The organism is Bacteroides sp. FSHCM14E1 (assembly GCF_019633785.1).
GTDB classification, from domain to species: domain Bacteria; phylum Bacteroidota; class Bacteroidia; order Bacteroidales; family Bacteroidaceae; genus Bacteroides; species Bacteroides hominis.
This window is the reverse complement of the sequence record NZ_JADKYL010000003.1, coordinates 229617-244738: the sequence shown is the minus strand read 5'-3', so window position 1 is coordinate 244738 and position 15122 is coordinate 229617. Positions and strand designations below refer to the sequence as shown.

Genomic DNA, 15122 nt, shown 5'->3' with positions numbered 1-15122 from the left:
AACAGAAAATGGATTCAATGATTCTCAAAAGTCTGAATGTAAACGGACGTTTACTCGATCTTTCCACTCCGCAGGTCATGGGAATACTCAACGTCACGCCCGATTCTTTTTATGCAGGCAGCCGTAGCCGGACTGAAGCCGAGATCGCTGCGCGTGCATGTCAGATATTGGATGAAGGTGCATCAATTATTGATATCGGTGCTTATTCGTCACGTCCCAATGCCGAGCATATCTCACCGGAAGAAGAGATGCAAAGGCTGCGTACCGGGCTGGAAATATTGAACCGTAATCACCCGGATGCTATTATTTCCGTGGATACATTCCGTGCCGAAGTGGCGCGGCAGTGTGTCGAGGAGTATGGAGCCGCCATTATCAACGATATTTCGGCGGGTGAGATGGACGAGCAGATGTTCCCAACCGTAGCCCGTCTGAACGTTCCCTACATCATGATGCATATGCAGGGCACTCCCCAGAACATGCAGAAGGAACCCCACTATGAAAACTTGTTGAAAGAGGTTTTTATGTATTTTGCACGGAAAGTCCGGCAGTTGCGTGATTTGGGGATGAAAGATATTATTCTTGATCCCGGTTTCGGTTTTGGCAAAACACTGGAGCATAATTACGAACTGATGGCACATCTGGAGGAGTTCGGTATCTTCGAATTGCCTTTGTTGGTAGGAGTCTCGCGCAAATCGATGATTTATCGCTTGTTCGGAGCTACTCCGCAAGAGGCACTCAACGGGACGACTGTGCTCGATACGGTGGCATTGATGAAGGGAGCCGATATACTACGTGTCCATGATGTACGTGAAGCAGTGGAGGCGGTCCGGTTGATTGAAAAACTGAAAAGCGTATCGTTTCATTCCTGATATCCGAATATTTAACTCTTAATATTTTAATCCGTGTTTTTTGAATTTGGCATAAAAGATTTTATTGATATCCTGTTGGTGGCTTTCCTGCTTTACTATACATACAAGCTGATGAAAGCCTCCGGATCTATCAATGTGTTTACCGGTATTTTGGTGTTTATCCTTATCTGGCTGGTTGTTTCGCAAGTGCTCGAGATGAAACTCCTCGGTTCTATTTTCGATAAGTTGGTAAGCGTGGGAGTATTGGCACTGATCGTTTTGTTTCAGGATGAGATCAGGCGTTTCCTTCTCACGCTCGGTTCGCATCAACATGCCAGTGCCTTGGTACGTTTTCTTACCGGAAATAAAAAAGAAAAACTTCAGCATGATGATATCATGCCCATCGTGATGGCCTGTATCAGTATGGGAAAGCAGAAGGTGGGGGCCTTGATCGTGATGGAACGTAATGTCCCTCTTGACGATGTCATTCGTACCGGTGAGATTATCGATGCCAATATCAACCAGCGCCTGATAGAGAACATTTTCTTTAAGAACAGTCCTTTGCATGACGGTGCAATGGTAATCAGTAAGAAGCGTATCAAAGCTGCCGGATGTATTCTTCCTGTGTCACATAATTTGGATATACCCAAAGAACTGGGACTCCGTCATCGGGCAGCAATGGGCATATCTCAAGTCTCGGATGCTTTAGCCATTATCGTTTCCGAAGAAACCGGAGCAATTTCTGTAGCATGGCGCGGACAGTTTTATCTTCGCCAGAGTGCTGAAGAACTTGAAAGTCTGCTGACAAAGGAAAGCTAAATATCACGCTCTCATACAAAAAATGCATTTCGATCTTCCATCTTCCACCTTTTAAGAATTTTGGTTCTGATAAACAGACTATTAGCGGGTGGAAGATGCTGTTTTTAAGGGCTTTTATCTTCCACCCCTATCTTCCATCTTCCACCCTTCATTTTAGTAAAGGAAATAAGCGTAATCTATTTATATATAGCATGATGGGTGGGCTGTTCTTTCTGCTTATACCTATAAAAGCATTTTGTTTTCCTTAGTATCTTTAGCGAAAATGGTCTGAATCTTATCCGGGCCCGCATGTCTGTGCCCATGAGCCCGGGTACGTGGGCCGATGAGCCCCGGTATGCGGGCCCATGAGCCCACGTATGCGGGCCGGAGTAAAGATCGTATGAAAAATGGTAATTATCTTGTTCATAAAGGTTTATGATATGGGGGAAATCAAGTTGGTCTCTTCCTTATTTGTACAGGGGGAAAGGTCTTTGGGAAATTGTGTGAAGAGTAATGAATCAATAGTGTATTTGCATGTGGCTCAGTTGGATAATGCCGGACTGTTATTGATAAGATTTATAGATGAAACTGGAGGTAGAAAAATTATATTTTATTTGCAATCAACTCTTTTTTTGATTTTCTTTGCAAAAGAAAATGATGAACAATGAAATTTATCTATAGTATCTTATTTGCTTTACTTTGGATAGGGGTTACAATTACTTTTGGATCCTATCTTTATCGTATGGGTCTGCCTATTGTAAATGCAAGTGCACAAAAACTCTTGTTGCGTACAATTGATGAAGACTTGGAATGTAGATTCCGAAAATTGAATCCCAATCATGCGTACGCTACCGGAAAGAAACAAACAAAGCATAAGAAAGTAACCCTTACAGATAAAAGTGGGACTTGCAATGTATGTCAATTTGCCATTGATACTGTTTATACGGATACATCTTTTATACAGAAAGCCAAGCAATCTTTCCTGATAGAACGAAACCCTATTCATGTAGATTCTCTGAATCAGAAATGGCAGTTGAAACTTCGTATGGATGGAATCTGTGCTAAGACCGGAATAAAACTAACAAATTCTCTAAAGAACGGAGAGCGGATATCGGCATCGAGTGGGCTAAATGAACCCGATTGTTTTTTATTAGCCTATAGTACAGGGGTCGGTTATGGTATAAAAATGGATGCTTTTATAAGACCTTTTTGGGCGAGCGTTATTTTAAAAGCGCATTGGAATAATATCTGGACTTGGAGCTATGTTCTTTTTTCACTGATCTTTTGTTTGTTTTATGTTCCGGGTGTTCGTCTTTTTCTTGTTCAAGTTTTATCTAAGTTCAGAATAGTAGATAATCATGTTAAATCGCCGCAACCGCTTGTTCAACAAAAAAGTGAATTTGTTTGGGAAGTCAATGGACTTACATTTGATTATCTGGAGAGGAGTATCACTTATCGTAAACAGACTTGTATACTCCGAAAACAAGTTGCTGAGGTATTGCTGGCATTTCTTAAAGCACCCGGCCATTTGCTGTTGAATGAAGATTTGAAAAAACTATTCTGGAAAGAATTAGAGGATGTAGATTCTTGTATGGAACGCAGGAACCGACTGATTACTGATTTACGTACTGATTTAAGGAAAATAGGGGCTAATCTTGGTGTTACTTTGGTAAATGGAGGCTATCAACTCCACTTTCGTTCAGAAAATAGTAAGAAATCAGTGAAAAATCAGTGAGAAATCAGTCTTTCTCACTGGCGGTGGGCGGGATAAGCCATACCTTTGCAAAAAAAACATAGAGTATGAAAAACGCAAAAATTACTATTGGACTTATCGGGCTATTGCTAATAGGTCTTGTTTCTGTGAGAAAAGAAGGAAAGGTACAAGAAGCCGGTTTACTATTGCAAAATGTGGAGGCTTTGGCTACAGGAGAGTCGTTTCCGGATGGAGAAATAGCCTGTTTCGGTGACGGATCTGTGGACTGTCCGTTCACATATCTGAAAGTTGAGGTAGTATACCGTGAAGAATAATGGGCCGTCCCATTAAACTTATCGGCTATTTATGCTTTCTGATGACACTTTGCTCATGTAAAGAGACCAAAGAGCAGCAAATATCCCGTTTGATTCACGAATGGGAAGGTAGAACGATTGTCTATCCCGCTGATTGATATAACATTCAGTGTTTTGGGAAAGGGCAGTGCCGACTATTCGTTTCCTCAAAATGAATATACCATAATGATTTGCATATTTCAAAGGGAGAAAAGGAAGCTTCAATACACATACACAGACTTGCAACCTTTGTTAATGAAGCTCCTCATACCCCATCATTATCAACCAATACGAAAGGAGGTGATGTGTGCAAAAGTAGCAAATTCTATCAAAACAGGAAAAGGTTTTTGATTCCACCTTAAAAGGAATGAGTGTCATGTTTTGGCACAAATGTCTATAATTTTTCCACACGTAGTTTAATAGTATGTAAACCTATGCAGAAACAGTTCTTTTTTATAGTAATTTTTTCATGCTTATTGTCGAGCTGTAATTTGAGGGATAATACGAATATCTCAACATTCGATAAGGTAATAGAAGTAAAATGCGAACAATCAGATACAGAATTATTGATTAATATGGGATGGATTGGTTGTGTTGATACTTTTTTAGTAATGACCCATATCGCCCAAAAGGACTTTTGCAGTGTATATTCGATACCTTCAGGAATGAAAAAAATATATGCTTATGGATCTTTAGGAAATGGTCCGGGTGAATTTCTTCAACCGATGATTACATACGCTCATGAAAACACATTTGGTTTGAACGATATCAATACGCAAACTTTGGCTGTAATGTCTTTGAATGATAGTAAAGATGGTATGGTTATTAAAGAGTTATCAAGAAATAGAGTACCTTATAAGCGTAAGAAAGGTGAACTAAATCCGGCAGATTATAACTTTGTGAAATTGGATGACAGACATTTTGTTTCGCTATTATGCGGAAAAGATGGAAGTTTCTTTTCGCTGTTAGATAGTAATTTACAACCATTACAAAGATTTGGAAATTCTCCTATTGAAGGAGAATTGTCTATGCAATCGTCACGAATGAATTTAAAGGGGTGTTTATCTGCTTATGAGGGCAATATGGTATTTACTCCTAACAAATTGCCATACCTTGCAAAATACCATTTGGAAAACGATGTCATGATAAAAGATTGGAGTTTTTATTTTGATAAATCTTTTTATGAATGTAAAAACAGCGACCTTCTGTTTAGTAAAGAAAGAAGTTTTGGACAAGTATTAGATTTAGCAATGGATGACAAGTATATTTATGTATTATATTTAGACCAGCTATTAAGTGATTATGATTTTAAAGACCCACATAAATCAATGGCAAACAAAATATTAATTTTCGACTATAAAGGATTGCCTATTGCAAAATTATTATTAGATAAAAGAATATACCGGATAGCTTTATGCACGAAGTTGCATAAAATAATAGGATTGGGTAATATGCCTGAACCTACTTTAGTATCGTTCGATAACATTCCATAATTTCAGAAGAGAGTGGGGCATTTCGCTGCGACTAAGTCCCTATATTCAAATTTATCATTTGGTCCTGTTAAGCATCATTTGTATCATTGTTAGGTATATCATGGTTTGTGAAGTTTCTGGAAGTACTTCGTTGTCTTTACTGAGCCTTCTAAAACTTTCGAACCATGAAAAAGTTCTGTCCACAATCCATCTTTTGGATGGTACTGTGAACTGTTTGGCGGCATCAGGCCTGAGTATGTTTGCAGTGTGAATAACTACCACCGGAATTATGCCAAGCGTATCAATGTGATGAGAAGTTCTTACAGTTTTGGAATCTATGGGGCTGATAGCTTTGCCAAAAGCTTTTCGGACCGATTCTCGGAGATGGTGCATCAACTCCTCAAAGACTCTTTCCAACTTCCATTTACGGAAATAGAAGTAAATGGTTTACCAAGGGCCAAATTCCTTGAGAAGCATTCGCCACTGACAGGCGGTCTTAGTAAGGTACAGCATAGCATTTATCATCTTACGTAAAGGATGTTTTCGTTTCCTTTCTTTGGTTTCTACTATATTTTTTATAACTTACCACTGTTTATCAGTTAGGTTGGTTGGATAATTACTCATAACTTATGTTTTGGTAGCCATAAAGTTAAGAAATGATATTTAATTAATCTGCTGATAAATAATATGTTATATTAATGTTTTATAATTCAAAAACAGCTTCTAAATATCTTAAAAACAATAACTGTGAATAGAAAGAATTGTCAGGTTTTTTTTCGCTATCATGATAGTCGTTTGTTATCTGTTTTTTTATTCAGATGCAGTTCGGGTGTTAATGACGGAAGTGGTGAGTAAAAGTCTTGCTGCTTCTAAAGAAATTTATTTTCGATCGGCTAAAATTGATTCGGTATATAGGAAGCATGAGGGGTATAAATACTTTCGGTTTGTGAAGAAGCTTGATGATGTGGAATTATCAAGTAACCTTGTTGAAGGCTCAGACTTGGTACTGGTTATAGTTGATGATAGATATAAATTACCTGATTGTGAACATTTGGTTAGTCTTTCTGCCGATGCATTTCCATTTATTCTCCTAGATAGTGAAGAGGATGTCTCTTTTGTTGTGTCATGTGTGGTGAAAGATTCGTTATATCGTTATCGGTTGAAAAGAGAATAGAAGGAAGGAAAGAGCTGACTGTTGTGTGGTGATGGCATTTACTGGTTGTTTTGAATTTATTGAATCATCACAACTGCCAGCTCAACAAAAAGGTGAATTTGTTTGGGAAGTCAATGGACTTACATTTGATTATCTGGAGAGGAGTATCACTTATCGTAAACAGACTTGTATACTCCGAAAACGAGTTGCTGAGGTATTGCTGGCATTTCTTAAACCCGATCATTTGCTGTTGAATGAAGATCTGAAAAAACTATTCTGGAAAGAATTAGAGGATGTAGATTCTTGTATGGAACGCAGGAACCGACTGATTACTGATTTACGTACCGATTTAAGTAAAATAGGGGCTAATCTTGGTGTTACTTTGGTAAATGGAGGCTATCAACTCCACTTTCGTTCAGAAAATAGTAAGAAATCAGTGAAAAATCAGTGAGAAATCAGTCTTTCTCACTGGCGGTGGCCGAGATAAGCCATACCTTTGCAATAAAAACATAGAGTATGAAAAACGCAAAAATTACTATTGGACTTATCGGGCTATTGTTAATAGGTCTTGTTTCTGTGAGAAAAGAAGGAAAGGTACAAGAAGCCGGTTTACTATTGCAAAATGTGGAGGCTTTGGCTACAGGAGAGTCGTTCCCGGATGGAGAAATAGCCTGTTTCGGTGACGGATCTGTGGACTGTCCGTTCACATATCTGAAAGTTGAGGTAGTATACCGTGAAGAATAATGGGACGGCCCATTAAACTTATCGGCTATTTATGCTTTCTGATGGCACTTTGCTCATGTAAAGAGACCAAAGAGCAGCAAATATCCCGTTTGATCCACGAATGGGAGGGTAGAACGATTGTCTATCCCGCTGATATGACATTCAATGTTTTGGGAAAGGACAGTGCCGGTTATTCATTTCCCCAAAATGAATATACCATAATGACTTACGTGGATTCGGTGGGCTGCACCAGTTGTAAATTGCAACTTCCTACATGGAAATATTTCATTTCTATGGTCGACACAATGGCCAATGGAAAGGTATCTTTTCTCTTTGCTTTCCATCCGAAAAACAAAAATGAAATCTCTTTTCTATTGAAAAGAGATCGATTCCTTTATCCGGTTTTTATCGATGAAAAGGGAGGTTTTGATGCTTTGAATCATTTCCCTTCGGATGTGAACTTTCAAACTTTCCTTTTGGACAGTCAGAACAGGGTGATTGCGATTGGTAATCCTGTCCATAATAAAAAGGTGCGTGACCTTTATTTGCAAATTATTACCGGACAGCAAACCGGAGTCGCTACCTCCTCCCAAACAAAAGTGGTTTTGGATAAAAACCTCGATGAAATGGGCGATTTTGATTGGAAAACTCCCCAGACTGCTACTTTTAGTTTGCGGAATCTTGGCGATCATCTTCTGATTATCGAGGACATAAATGCTTCGTGTGGCTGTACATCCGTCACTTACAGCAAGGAGCCTGTGCCTTCGGGGAAGTCTGCCGATATTCAGGTTACTTACCGTGCAGAACATCCCGAACATTTTGAGAAGACCATTACTGTATATTGTAATACTCCCACCTTTCCAATACGTTTGAAGATTCGGGGTAATGCAGTTGATAAAGAAAACTAATAGTTAACCTTAAAAAATTATGGAGAACGTTAGCCTATGGAAAAAGTTTGATTTAGAAGGCAATTGGATTGCTTTTCCGTGGAAATGATAAGCGGAATAAATAAAAAGATAATCAACTAAAGTAAGAAAATAAAATGAAGACGAAAGTTAAAGTAATGATTGCGTTCATCGCAGTGATAGTCATATCGTTTACTACTTATAATGTGTATAAAGCACAAAAAAAGAAAATGCACTTATCTGCTTTGGCAATAGCTAATGTAGAAGCTTTGGCATCATATGAATTACCTGAAGTAGTAATTACTTGTGGAGCAGAAGGTGGGCAGTGTTGGGCAATATCGGGTGATTGCTCTGTTGCTTGGATGCTCCGTTATGATGATTGTGCATTTACAGGTTATATGCGTGATTCGTGTCATACACCATGTGATTAAATTAATAAATGGGTGAGGTTATCTTTAGAAGATGGATAACCTCATCGAAAATATGTAATGTTATGAATAGAGCGAGTATTGTTTTATTGCTGATATTAATTTATGGATGTTCTTCAAAGAATCCAAAATTGGATGATGGGGTTGAAAGAATATCAGTCGATGTACATAATGTTTCTCAAGATGCTTCATTATTTATCGATAAAATTGAACTTGTACCTTTAGAAACAAATGATTCATCCTTATTACATAAGTATGGGAAAGTCATGTATGATAAAGAAACAGATGTTTATGCTGTTTACACTCGTGAACAAGTTATATTTACATTCTCGGGTAATGGCGCTTTTATAAGTAATTCGAAAAAGATGCAAGGGCAAGGACCTAATGAATATTATATGGTAGTAGACATGAAATTTAATCCCTATCTAAAAGGAATTGATTTGTTAAATCCCTATGGTGTAATATATACGTATAGTTCTGATTTTAAGTTTTTGGCCAAAAGAAAAATAAAGCCTGAATTTCCAGTTGATCATCTTATGGCATTAAGTTCTGAGGAATATATTTTTACTTATCCATTTTTGTGGACAGATCAGGAAATAACATTTGCAAATCTGGGAACACAACAGATATATAATATTAACTATAGCGGTACAATATCCAGTGGAAATTCGATGGATAAAGAGTGTTTTTATAAAATTGGAGATAGTTTTTATTTTATTCCTCATGGTATTAACTATTATTTCTATCGAATAGATACAAAAGGAATGAAACTTATTCCGATGATGTACCTTGACTTTGGTGATTCGGAGATAAAGGAAGAAGATTTACCTGGGCGTGCGATGGGTAAAAGAGTCGATTCAGATGCAGAGAGAGCGAGGATCGTAAAAGAAGCACAGGAAAGATCTCAATTTTTGAGGCATTCTAACAATCATCTTGTTCCTTTAATTAAATTCTTTAATGATGATTATGTTTATGTTTATTTTGTAAAGTCTACTCAAGGTGCCGGAAGTAACTTTATTTATAATAGGAAAACGAAAAAAAGTTTTCTGACCAAGGAAGGAAAGCCTTTTATTATGAATTTCTGTTTTGGTATAGTTGATAATGTTTTGCTTTCTATACGTCAACCTGAATATGTGTCCAGGCTTGTCGATCGACGTCTCATGTCTCCAGAAGAAATACATAAGATGGAGCAACTTAAGGAAGATGATAATCCCGTTATTATAAAATATTATTTGAAGAGATGATACGATTTGTTAATTTATTTTTGATATTTGTATTATTGGCTTCATGTAAAGAGACTGAAAATGACAGACTGATCCGTTTAATGGATGAATGGAGTGGGAAAATAATTTGCTATCCCGACAGCATGGATCTTACCTGTTATGTATCTGATTCGGTTGTAAAAAAATATAGTAGAGAAGCATCCTCTTATACAATATTAAGTTATGTGGATTCTTTAGGTTGTTTGAGTTGCAAACTTAATTTGTCTGGATGGAAAAAATTTATAGAAGAATTGGATTCGGTTTCTCCTCATAAATTAACTTGTATATTTGCTTTTAACCCTCGGAATAAAGAAGAACTTATCAAGCTTCTTAAAAAGGCTCGTTTCAATTATTTTGTTTATATTGATGAACCTGATACTCTTAATAAAATAAATGAATTTTTAGATGACGATAATTTTCGGACATTACTCCTTGATAAAGACAATAGAGTTGTGGTTATCGGGAATCCAATTCATAATCCAAGAGTGAAAGAGTTGTATAAGAGTGTTATTAAGGGAGATAATACTAACAAAATAGAGAAATCCCGAAATACTCTTATACAATTGGATAAATCTTCTGTAAACTTAGGAAATTTTGATTGGAAACAGGGAGCTCAGGCTGAATTTACGATAACTAATGTGGGAGAGTTTCCTTTAGTAATTATTGATGTGATTACATCTTGTGGTTGTCTTATGGCAGAATATCCTAAAGATCCCGTATTTCCAGGTAAGAACATGGTACTGAAATTAAAGTATGAAGCTGAGTTCCCTGAGCATTTTGAGAAGACCATTACTGTATATTGTAATACTCCTACCTCTCCAATACGTTTGAAGATTCGGGGTAATGCGGTTGATAAAGAAAACTAATAGTTAACCTTAAAAATTATGGAGAACGTTAGCCTATGGAAAAAGTTTGCTTTAGAAGGCAATGGGGTTACTTTTCCGTGGAAATGATAAAACGGAGTTAATGAAGTAATAATCGGCTAAAAAATGAAAACAAAAATAATGATTGCATTTGTTCTATGTGCGTCATGTCATCGGAAAGAGAATCGCTTACGAGAACAAATTGTGATTGATTTATTATCCAATGTGTAAGATACTTTGAAATATTCTTCTTTTGTAGATTCTATAAGTTATGTATCATTGGAGACAACAGACCAGTACCTTGTTGGTTCTTTTGGGGGGATGGGGGAATTATTCTCTTTTTCAATACTGGAAAGTGTCAATTGGAAAATAAAAGTTTTTTGGGTTTTTAAAGTGTTATCGAAAGGAAACGTTTTGGCAATGTGACTGAGACTTTCTTCCTCCTGAAGGGGATAATAACGATTATCAACTAAAAGATGGGGAAGTTGATTCTCTTTTTGACATTGTTTGAATGATTATTATTTATTACTTTCTTTTAAATATTAGTACAATTGCTTATCTTTAGATCGTAATCTAATTATTAGCTTATGAAAACGGTATTATTTTTAATTATAGGCTTTTGTCTATTCTCTTGTGTGCACAAAGGAAGGATGGCGGGAGACAAAGCTATCTGTTTGGATTCTATTGTTATACAAAAGGAGCTTCGATTCTCAAGTCTTTTTGAAAAACCGGAAATTATTATTTTGGATGATGATACCATTGTTGGCAATATTGACAAACTGTTGGCAAAGGACTCTTTGCTTCTTATTTTAGATAAAGAATTGAATGCTCTCCACGTATTTGATCGAAGCGGAGAATTTAAGTATAATATCGGAAGCCAGGGGAGTGGTCCGGGAGAGTATACGTTGCTGTGTGATTTTACCCTTGATAAGGAAGGGAATGTCTATGCCTTAGATTTTACCAGGCAGATTGTGTATTGTTATTCTTTATCCGGTCAGTTTTTCGGCTCTTCATCGTTGAATCGTGATGAAGGTCAAAGCCATTATATACACTATAATCAGGGTGATTTATACACAGATTTACATTCAAAATCGGGTGAAGACGCCATGATGAGGAAAGTTGATTTGAAGGGGGGGCAAACAGAAAGAAAATATTTTTCTGTAAATGTTAATAATGAAGGATGGAGGCAGATTCAAGGGCATTCTCCTTTCTGTTTACCTTTGGAAAAGGAATTATGCTTTTCTCCTTTGTATTCAAAGGATATATTATGTTTACAGGGTGACCGGGAAGATATCTGGCTGAAATTTGTAACGGACGCTTGGATGGATAAAAAGACACTTGATAAAATAGATGTGAATAAAGGAGAAACTCTTCGGTATTTAGTAGAATCCGGTAAGGTACATAGCTTGATATTTTTGGCTCATGTGAAAAATGATTATCTTTTTAAGTATCAGAAAGGTTATCAAACTTATTATGGTTTATTGAGTGCGTCTCGGGACTCTTGTTCTATATTCAATGGGTGTGTTGATGATTGGGTGTACAGGGCGAAGGGGGACGATGTACATATCATTCCTAATTTGATAACTTATGACGAGAAGGGAGTGTATGGCTGTCTTGATATGTACACTATGCCTTTGTTTTTGTCGTTAGTGAGATCGGGGCAAGTGAATGAGAGTTTGGATAGGATTTTAGAACTGAAGAATTTGACAGAGAATTCTAATCCATTGGTATTTTATTATCCTGCAAAAGAATAGATATCTTAGAAATAATAACTATGAATAGAAAACGGTATTTCGTTTTTTCTTTGTCTGCTATCACGATAATCGTTTGTTATCTGCTTCTTTATTCAGATGCAGTTCGGGTGTTGATAACAGAAATAGTACGTCAAAGTCTCACTACTTCTGAAGAAATTTATTTTCGATCGGCTAAAATCGATTCGATATATAGAAAGCATGAGGGGTATAAATACTTTCGGTTTGTGAAGAAGCTTGATGATGTGGAATTATCGAGTAACTTTGTTGAAGGCTCAGATTCGGTACTGGTTATAGTTGATGACAGATATAAATTACCTGATTGTGACCATTTGGTTAGTCTTCCTGCCGATGCGTTTCCATTTGTTTTCACAGATAGTGAAGAAAGTATTTCTTTTGTCGTTTCATGTGTGGCGAAAGATTCGTTATATCGTTATCGGTTGAAAAAAGAATAGGAGGAAGAAGAGAATTGGCTGTTTGACAGTATTTACTGGTTAAATTTTTATATTATGAGAAACTTCAGTTTAGTAGTATTGGGAATATTGTTTACGTATTGTGTTTCATCTTGTCAGAAACAGATTGATAAGGGGTTTGAAATGACGGTCGATCTGTCTATTTCTAATCCATATCTGCCGATGTCTGTATTGGTGGACACCATTGAGTCTGTCAGGCTGCAATTACCTTCTCCTTATTTTTGGGGTATGGTCGATAATGTAATTTCAAAAGATTCTTGTTATTACATTTCGGATAGAAAGCAAGAAATGGCATTCCGGTTTGATAAGAATGGTACTTTTTTGAATACGATTGGTCAGCGGGGTGAGGGACCGGGAGAGTATAGAGAGATGGACTCTTTTTTCGTAGGAAAAGATTGTGTTTATGTCTGTGATATGGGTAAACGGACTATTTATTCTTACGGTTTTGATGGAGAATTTCGTCATTCGTTGAGCTTCCCTTATTCTCTTGTTTTCAATGATGTTGTTGAGTTGCCGGATGGCCGTTTTCTCTGCCATCGTCCTTCTGAAGATGAGAATTGTAAGGGACTTTGGATTCTGGATCAGAAAGGGAGAAGAGTGAAGAATTTGTTAGAATATGAAAAGGGGATTCCTTATGTGCATTCTGCTTGGAATACACTGTGTGCTCAAGAGGATGGAACCATAAAAATTTATAATCCGGTAGATGGAAGCTATTATCAATATGATGCTGTGAATGATACAGTGGTAAGAACCATGAGGCAGAAGTCTAATTTGCCTATGTTGGCGGATTTTCACTGCTCGGACCGGGAATTGTACGAGACGAAAGAGGAGTGTACATACAGTCTTTTCACGGTGGATGGAAAGAATCTTGTTTTCTCTCTTTGGTCTTTTAATTCAGCAAATAAGGGAATGTGGTCTGTCTATTTTAAGAAGGATGGGCGGATAGAGCAAGGAAATTTGACCAAGATGGATATTCCGGGATATTCGGAAATGGGACGTCCGGTTTCATCTAATATCCCTAATACATTTGTCACAGTTTATACGGATGAATTCCCGGATGATGCATTTCCGTCCGCTTATCAGCAACAGGAGATAAATGAGCAAACTGCGATACTTAGTCTTTTGAGATTAAAATGACTATTCTGTTGATTTTTAAATAATAATCACAATATAAACTAAATTTAAGATATGCATATCATTAAAGTGATATTTAGTCTTGCACTAATATTGAATATTTGCGTTAGTTGTCATGAAAATGATGACACCGCATACTTCAATGGTAAAATTCAAACGATTGAAGATAGTATCAAAGACACGAAGAAAGCTACATTGAAAATACTTCCATTGGATGGAGCGAATTTTGGATGGCTATCCACATACGACTCACTGATGTTTTTTATGAATCCTAAATTACCGGATCGCTTTTATAATATATTTAATGTAGACACCGGAAAAGAAATAGGCACTTTTTGTTATAGAGGAAGTGGTCCTGGGGAAGTTGCCGCTTTGGGTCCGATTTTTCATTTCTTTAAAGAAAAAGGGGATCTGAAAACTCTACTGTTCGCTCCTAATGAAGAGAAGCTATTTATCTGGAATATAACTCAGTCGATCAAGCGGGACACCACTGTTATGGATAAGCAAATCTCCTATCCCTGGAGAGAGGAGAATGGAGGTGCTCCATACTATTTGATGTTTCTGAAGGATGAAAATACATTAATTACAGAGTTACAGTCGTTCCCGCTTAATGATAAAGAAGCTACTTTGCCCGCTTATCAAAAACGGACACTTGACACGAATAAGTTGCTGAAGAGCTTTTCAAGCTATAAGAAGTCGATAAGGAATGATGAAGCTTCCATTCTGCCGGAGTCTTTTTTCTACTCGAATGATGCCATTAAACCGGATGGAACTAAAGTGGTGCAAGCTATGGTTCATCTTGCGCAATTGAATATTCTGGATCTTGAAACAGGTCATGTGAGCGGCTATCGTTTGGAAGGTGAACCGGACTTTTCTGTTTTTAAAAGTGATGAAAAAATAAAGTCGTATTTTACAAGGGTTCAGGCGGATGACAATTACATATATGCAGTATATTGGGGAAAAGAGCGTTGGGAACGTTTTGAGACTCCACACATGAATATCATTCATGTATATGATTGGGATGGGAATCTGATACAAAAAATAGAGACGGATTATAGCATTGGGCAGATGTGGATAGATCCTATCCGAAATAGATTATATGTGACAAATCCCCAAATAGATGACGTGCTTTATTTAGACCTGGATGATTTCTTGGTTCCTAACACAGGCTTATGAATTCATCAACTAAAATAATAGGATTGCCTCCGATGTCAAATTCAATCCTAAAACATGAATATCTTAGAAAGAATAAGTCTGAATAGAAAA

General features: G+C 37.1%; 18 protein-coding genes and 2 pseudogenes. 18 read left to right on the top strand and 2 right to left on the bottom strand.

What is annotated here, in order from left to right; genetic code table 11:
• Positions 1-8 precede the first annotated feature (8 nt).
• The 7 genes and pseudogenes from folP (at position 9) to ISX59_RS06715 (ending at position 5185) form a co-directional block, all read left to right on the top strand.
• Positions 9-869, top strand: a complete 861-nt coding sequence (gene folP / locus ISX59_RS06740; protein WP_122142921.1) for a dihydropteroate synthase — start codon at positions 9-11, stop codon at positions 867-869.
• A gap of 33 nt (positions 870-902) precedes the next feature.
• Positions 903-1667: a diadenylate cyclase CdaA gene (gene cdaA, locus ISX59_RS06735; protein WP_005779023.1), complete on the top strand. Its 765-nt coding sequence runs from the start codon at positions 903-905 to the stop codon at positions 1665-1667.
• Between the two features lie 419 nt (positions 1668-2086).
• Positions 2087-2314 (top strand): hypothetical protein, encoded by a 228-nt coding sequence (locus ISX59_RS06730; RefSeq protein ID WP_005811873.1) that lies wholly within the window; start codon positions 2087-2089, stop codon positions 2312-2314.
• Positions 2311-3381 (top strand): hypothetical protein, encoded by a 1071-nt coding sequence (locus ISX59_RS06725; protein WP_005811871.1) that lies wholly within the window; start codon positions 2311-2313, stop codon positions 3379-3381. The genes ISX59_RS06730 and ISX59_RS06725 overlap by 4 nt, the downstream gene beginning before the upstream one ends.
• Before the next feature lie 65 nt (positions 3382-3446).
• Entirely contained in the window at positions 3447-3674 is a 228-nt protein-coding gene (locus tag ISX59_RS06720; protein ID WP_005779008.1) for an NVEALA domain-containing protein, read from the top strand.
• Positions 3674-3881: pseudogene (locus ISX59_RS21400) on the top strand (hypothetical protein); the annotation flags it as partial. The gene ISX59_RS06720 and the pseudogene ISX59_RS21400, both read left to right, overlap by 1 nt.
• 245 nt (positions 3882-4126) lie before the next feature.
• Positions 4127-5185 carry a BF3164 family lipoprotein gene (locus tag ISX59_RS06715; RefSeq protein ID WP_005779014.1) on the top strand — a complete coding sequence of 353 codons (1059 nt, stop codon included), beginning with the start codon at positions 4127-4129 and terminating at the stop codon, positions 5183-5185.
• A 54-nt stretch (positions 5186-5239) separates the two neighbouring features.
• Here ISX59_RS06715 and ISX59_RS06710 read toward each other — a convergent pair whose 3' ends face one another.
• The gene (locus ISX59_RS06710) at positions 5240-5557 is read right to left on the bottom strand and encodes a transposase (protein WP_122296863.1); all 318 of its coding nucleotides are present in this window, start codon (positions 5555-5557) and stop codon (positions 5240-5242) included.
• 54 nt (positions 5558-5611) lie between these two features.
• Positions 5612-5677, bottom strand: coding sequence for a hypothetical protein (locus ISX59_RS06705; protein ID WP_234059408.1), 66 nt, complete (start codon positions 5675-5677; stop codon positions 5612-5614).
• 271 nt (positions 5678-5948) lie between these two features.
• Between ISX59_RS06705 and ISX59_RS21395 the strand changes: the two genes are divergently transcribed.
• From ISX59_RS21395 to ISX59_RS06650, 11 genes and pseudogenes are all read left to right on the top strand, one after another.
• Positions 5949-6338 (top strand): hypothetical protein, encoded by a 390-nt coding sequence (locus tag ISX59_RS21395; RefSeq protein WP_032535549.1) that lies wholly within the window; start codon positions 5949-5951, stop codon positions 6336-6338.
• 52 nt (positions 6339-6390) lie between these two features.
• Positions 6391-6768 (top strand): annotated as a pseudogene (locus tag ISX59_RS06695) (hypothetical protein); the annotation flags it as partial.
• Between the two features lie 65 nt (positions 6769-6833).
• On the top strand, positions 6834-7061 hold the full coding sequence (locus tag ISX59_RS06690; RefSeq protein WP_005779008.1) for an NVEALA domain-containing protein: 228 nt from the start codon (positions 6834-6836) through the stop codon (positions 7059-7061).
• Positions 7061-7948 (top strand): DUF1573 domain-containing protein, encoded by an 888-nt coding sequence (locus ISX59_RS06685; protein WP_032540321.1) that lies wholly within the window; start codon positions 7061-7063, stop codon positions 7946-7948. The genes ISX59_RS06690 and ISX59_RS06685 overlap by 1 nt, the downstream gene beginning before the upstream one ends.
• 134 nt (positions 7949-8082) lie before the next feature.
• A complete protein-coding gene (locus tag ISX59_RS06680) occupies positions 8083-8376 on the top strand; it encodes an NVEALA domain-containing protein (RefSeq protein WP_032531268.1) in 294 nt (97 codons plus the stop codon).
• A 62-nt stretch (positions 8377-8438) separates the two neighbouring features.
• Positions 8439-9617: a 6-bladed beta-propeller gene (locus ISX59_RS06675; RefSeq protein ID WP_005810839.1), complete on the top strand. Its 1179-nt coding sequence runs from the start codon at positions 8439-8441 to the stop codon at positions 9615-9617.
• The gene (locus ISX59_RS06670; RefSeq protein ID WP_032535541.1) at positions 9614-10501 is read left to right on the top strand and encodes a DUF1573 domain-containing protein; all 888 of its coding nucleotides are present in this window, start codon (positions 9614-9616) and stop codon (positions 10499-10501) included. Before ISX59_RS06675 ends, ISX59_RS06670 begins: the two co-directional genes overlap by 4 nt.
• Before the next feature lie 584 nt (positions 10502-11085).
• Positions 11086-12252, top strand: coding sequence for a 6-bladed beta-propeller (locus tag ISX59_RS06665; protein WP_032531352.1), 1167 nt, complete (start codon positions 11086-11088; stop codon positions 12250-12252).
• 20 nt (positions 12253-12272) lie between these two features.
• The gene (locus ISX59_RS21390; RefSeq protein ID WP_005810832.1) at positions 12273-12704 is read left to right on the top strand and encodes a hypothetical protein; all 432 of its coding nucleotides are present in this window, start codon (positions 12273-12275) and stop codon (positions 12702-12704) included.
• 54 nt (positions 12705-12758) lie between these two features.
• The gene (locus tag ISX59_RS06655; RefSeq protein WP_032540320.1) at positions 12759-13859 is read left to right on the top strand and encodes a 6-bladed beta-propeller; all 1101 of its coding nucleotides are present in this window, start codon (positions 12759-12761) and stop codon (positions 13857-13859) included.
• Positions 13860-13910: 51 nt separating this feature from the next.
• Positions 13911-15032, top strand: coding sequence for a BF3164 family lipoprotein (locus tag ISX59_RS06650; RefSeq protein ID WP_032540318.1), 1122 nt, complete (start codon positions 13911-13913; stop codon positions 15030-15032).
• The last annotated feature ends 90 nt before the right edge of the window (positions 15033-15122 follow it).

Coding starts and splice junctions, on each gene's coding strand:
- folP (WP_122142921.1), top strand. CDS start 9: ATGGATTCAATGATTCTCAAAAGTCTGAATGTAAACGGACGTTTACTC.
- ISX59_RS06730 (WP_005811873.1), top strand. CDS start 2,087: ATGGGGGAAATCAAGTTGGTCTCTTCCTTATTTGTACAGGGGGAAAGG.
- ISX59_RS06725 (WP_005811871.1), top strand. CDS start 2,311: ATGAAATTTATCTATAGTATCTTATTTGCTTTACTTTGGATAGGGGTT.
- ISX59_RS06720 (WP_005779008.1), top strand. CDS start 3,447: ATGAAAAACGCAAAAATTACTATTGGACTTATCGGGCTATTGCTAATA.
- ISX59_RS06715 (WP_005779014.1), top strand. CDS start 4,127: ATGCAGAAACAGTTCTTTTTTATAGTAATTTTTTCATGCTTATTGTCG.
- ISX59_RS06710 (WP_122296863.1), bottom strand. CDS start 5,557: ATGCACCATCTCCGAGAATCGGTCCGAAAAGCTTTTGGCAAAGCTATC.
- ISX59_RS21395 (WP_032535549.1), top strand. CDS start 5,949: ATGATAGTCGTTTGTTATCTGTTTTTTTATTCAGATGCAGTTCGGGTG.
- ISX59_RS06690 (WP_005779008.1), top strand. CDS start 6,834: ATGAAAAACGCAAAAATTACTATTGGACTTATCGGGCTATTGTTAATA.
- ISX59_RS06685 (WP_032540321.1), top strand. CDS start 7,061: ATGGGACGGCCCATTAAACTTATCGGCTATTTATGCTTTCTGATGGCA.
- ISX59_RS06680 (WP_032531268.1), top strand. CDS start 8,083: ATGAAGACGAAAGTTAAAGTAATGATTGCGTTCATCGCAGTGATAGTC.
- ISX59_RS06675 (WP_005810839.1), top strand. CDS start 8,439: ATGAATAGAGCGAGTATTGTTTTATTGCTGATATTAATTTATGGATGT.
- ISX59_RS06670 (WP_032535541.1), top strand. CDS start 9,614: ATGATACGATTTGTTAATTTATTTTTGATATTTGTATTATTGGCTTCA.
- ISX59_RS06665 (WP_032531352.1), top strand. CDS start 11,086: ATGAAAACGGTATTATTTTTAATTATAGGCTTTTGTCTATTCTCTTGT.
- ISX59_RS21390 (WP_005810832.1), top strand. CDS start 12,273: ATGAATAGAAAACGGTATTTCGTTTTTTCTTTGTCTGCTATCACGATA.
- ISX59_RS06655 (WP_032540320.1), top strand. CDS start 12,759: ATGAGAAACTTCAGTTTAGTAGTATTGGGAATATTGTTTACGTATTGT.
- ISX59_RS06650 (WP_032540318.1), top strand. CDS start 13,911: ATGCATATCATTAAAGTGATATTTAGTCTTGCACTAATATTGAATATT.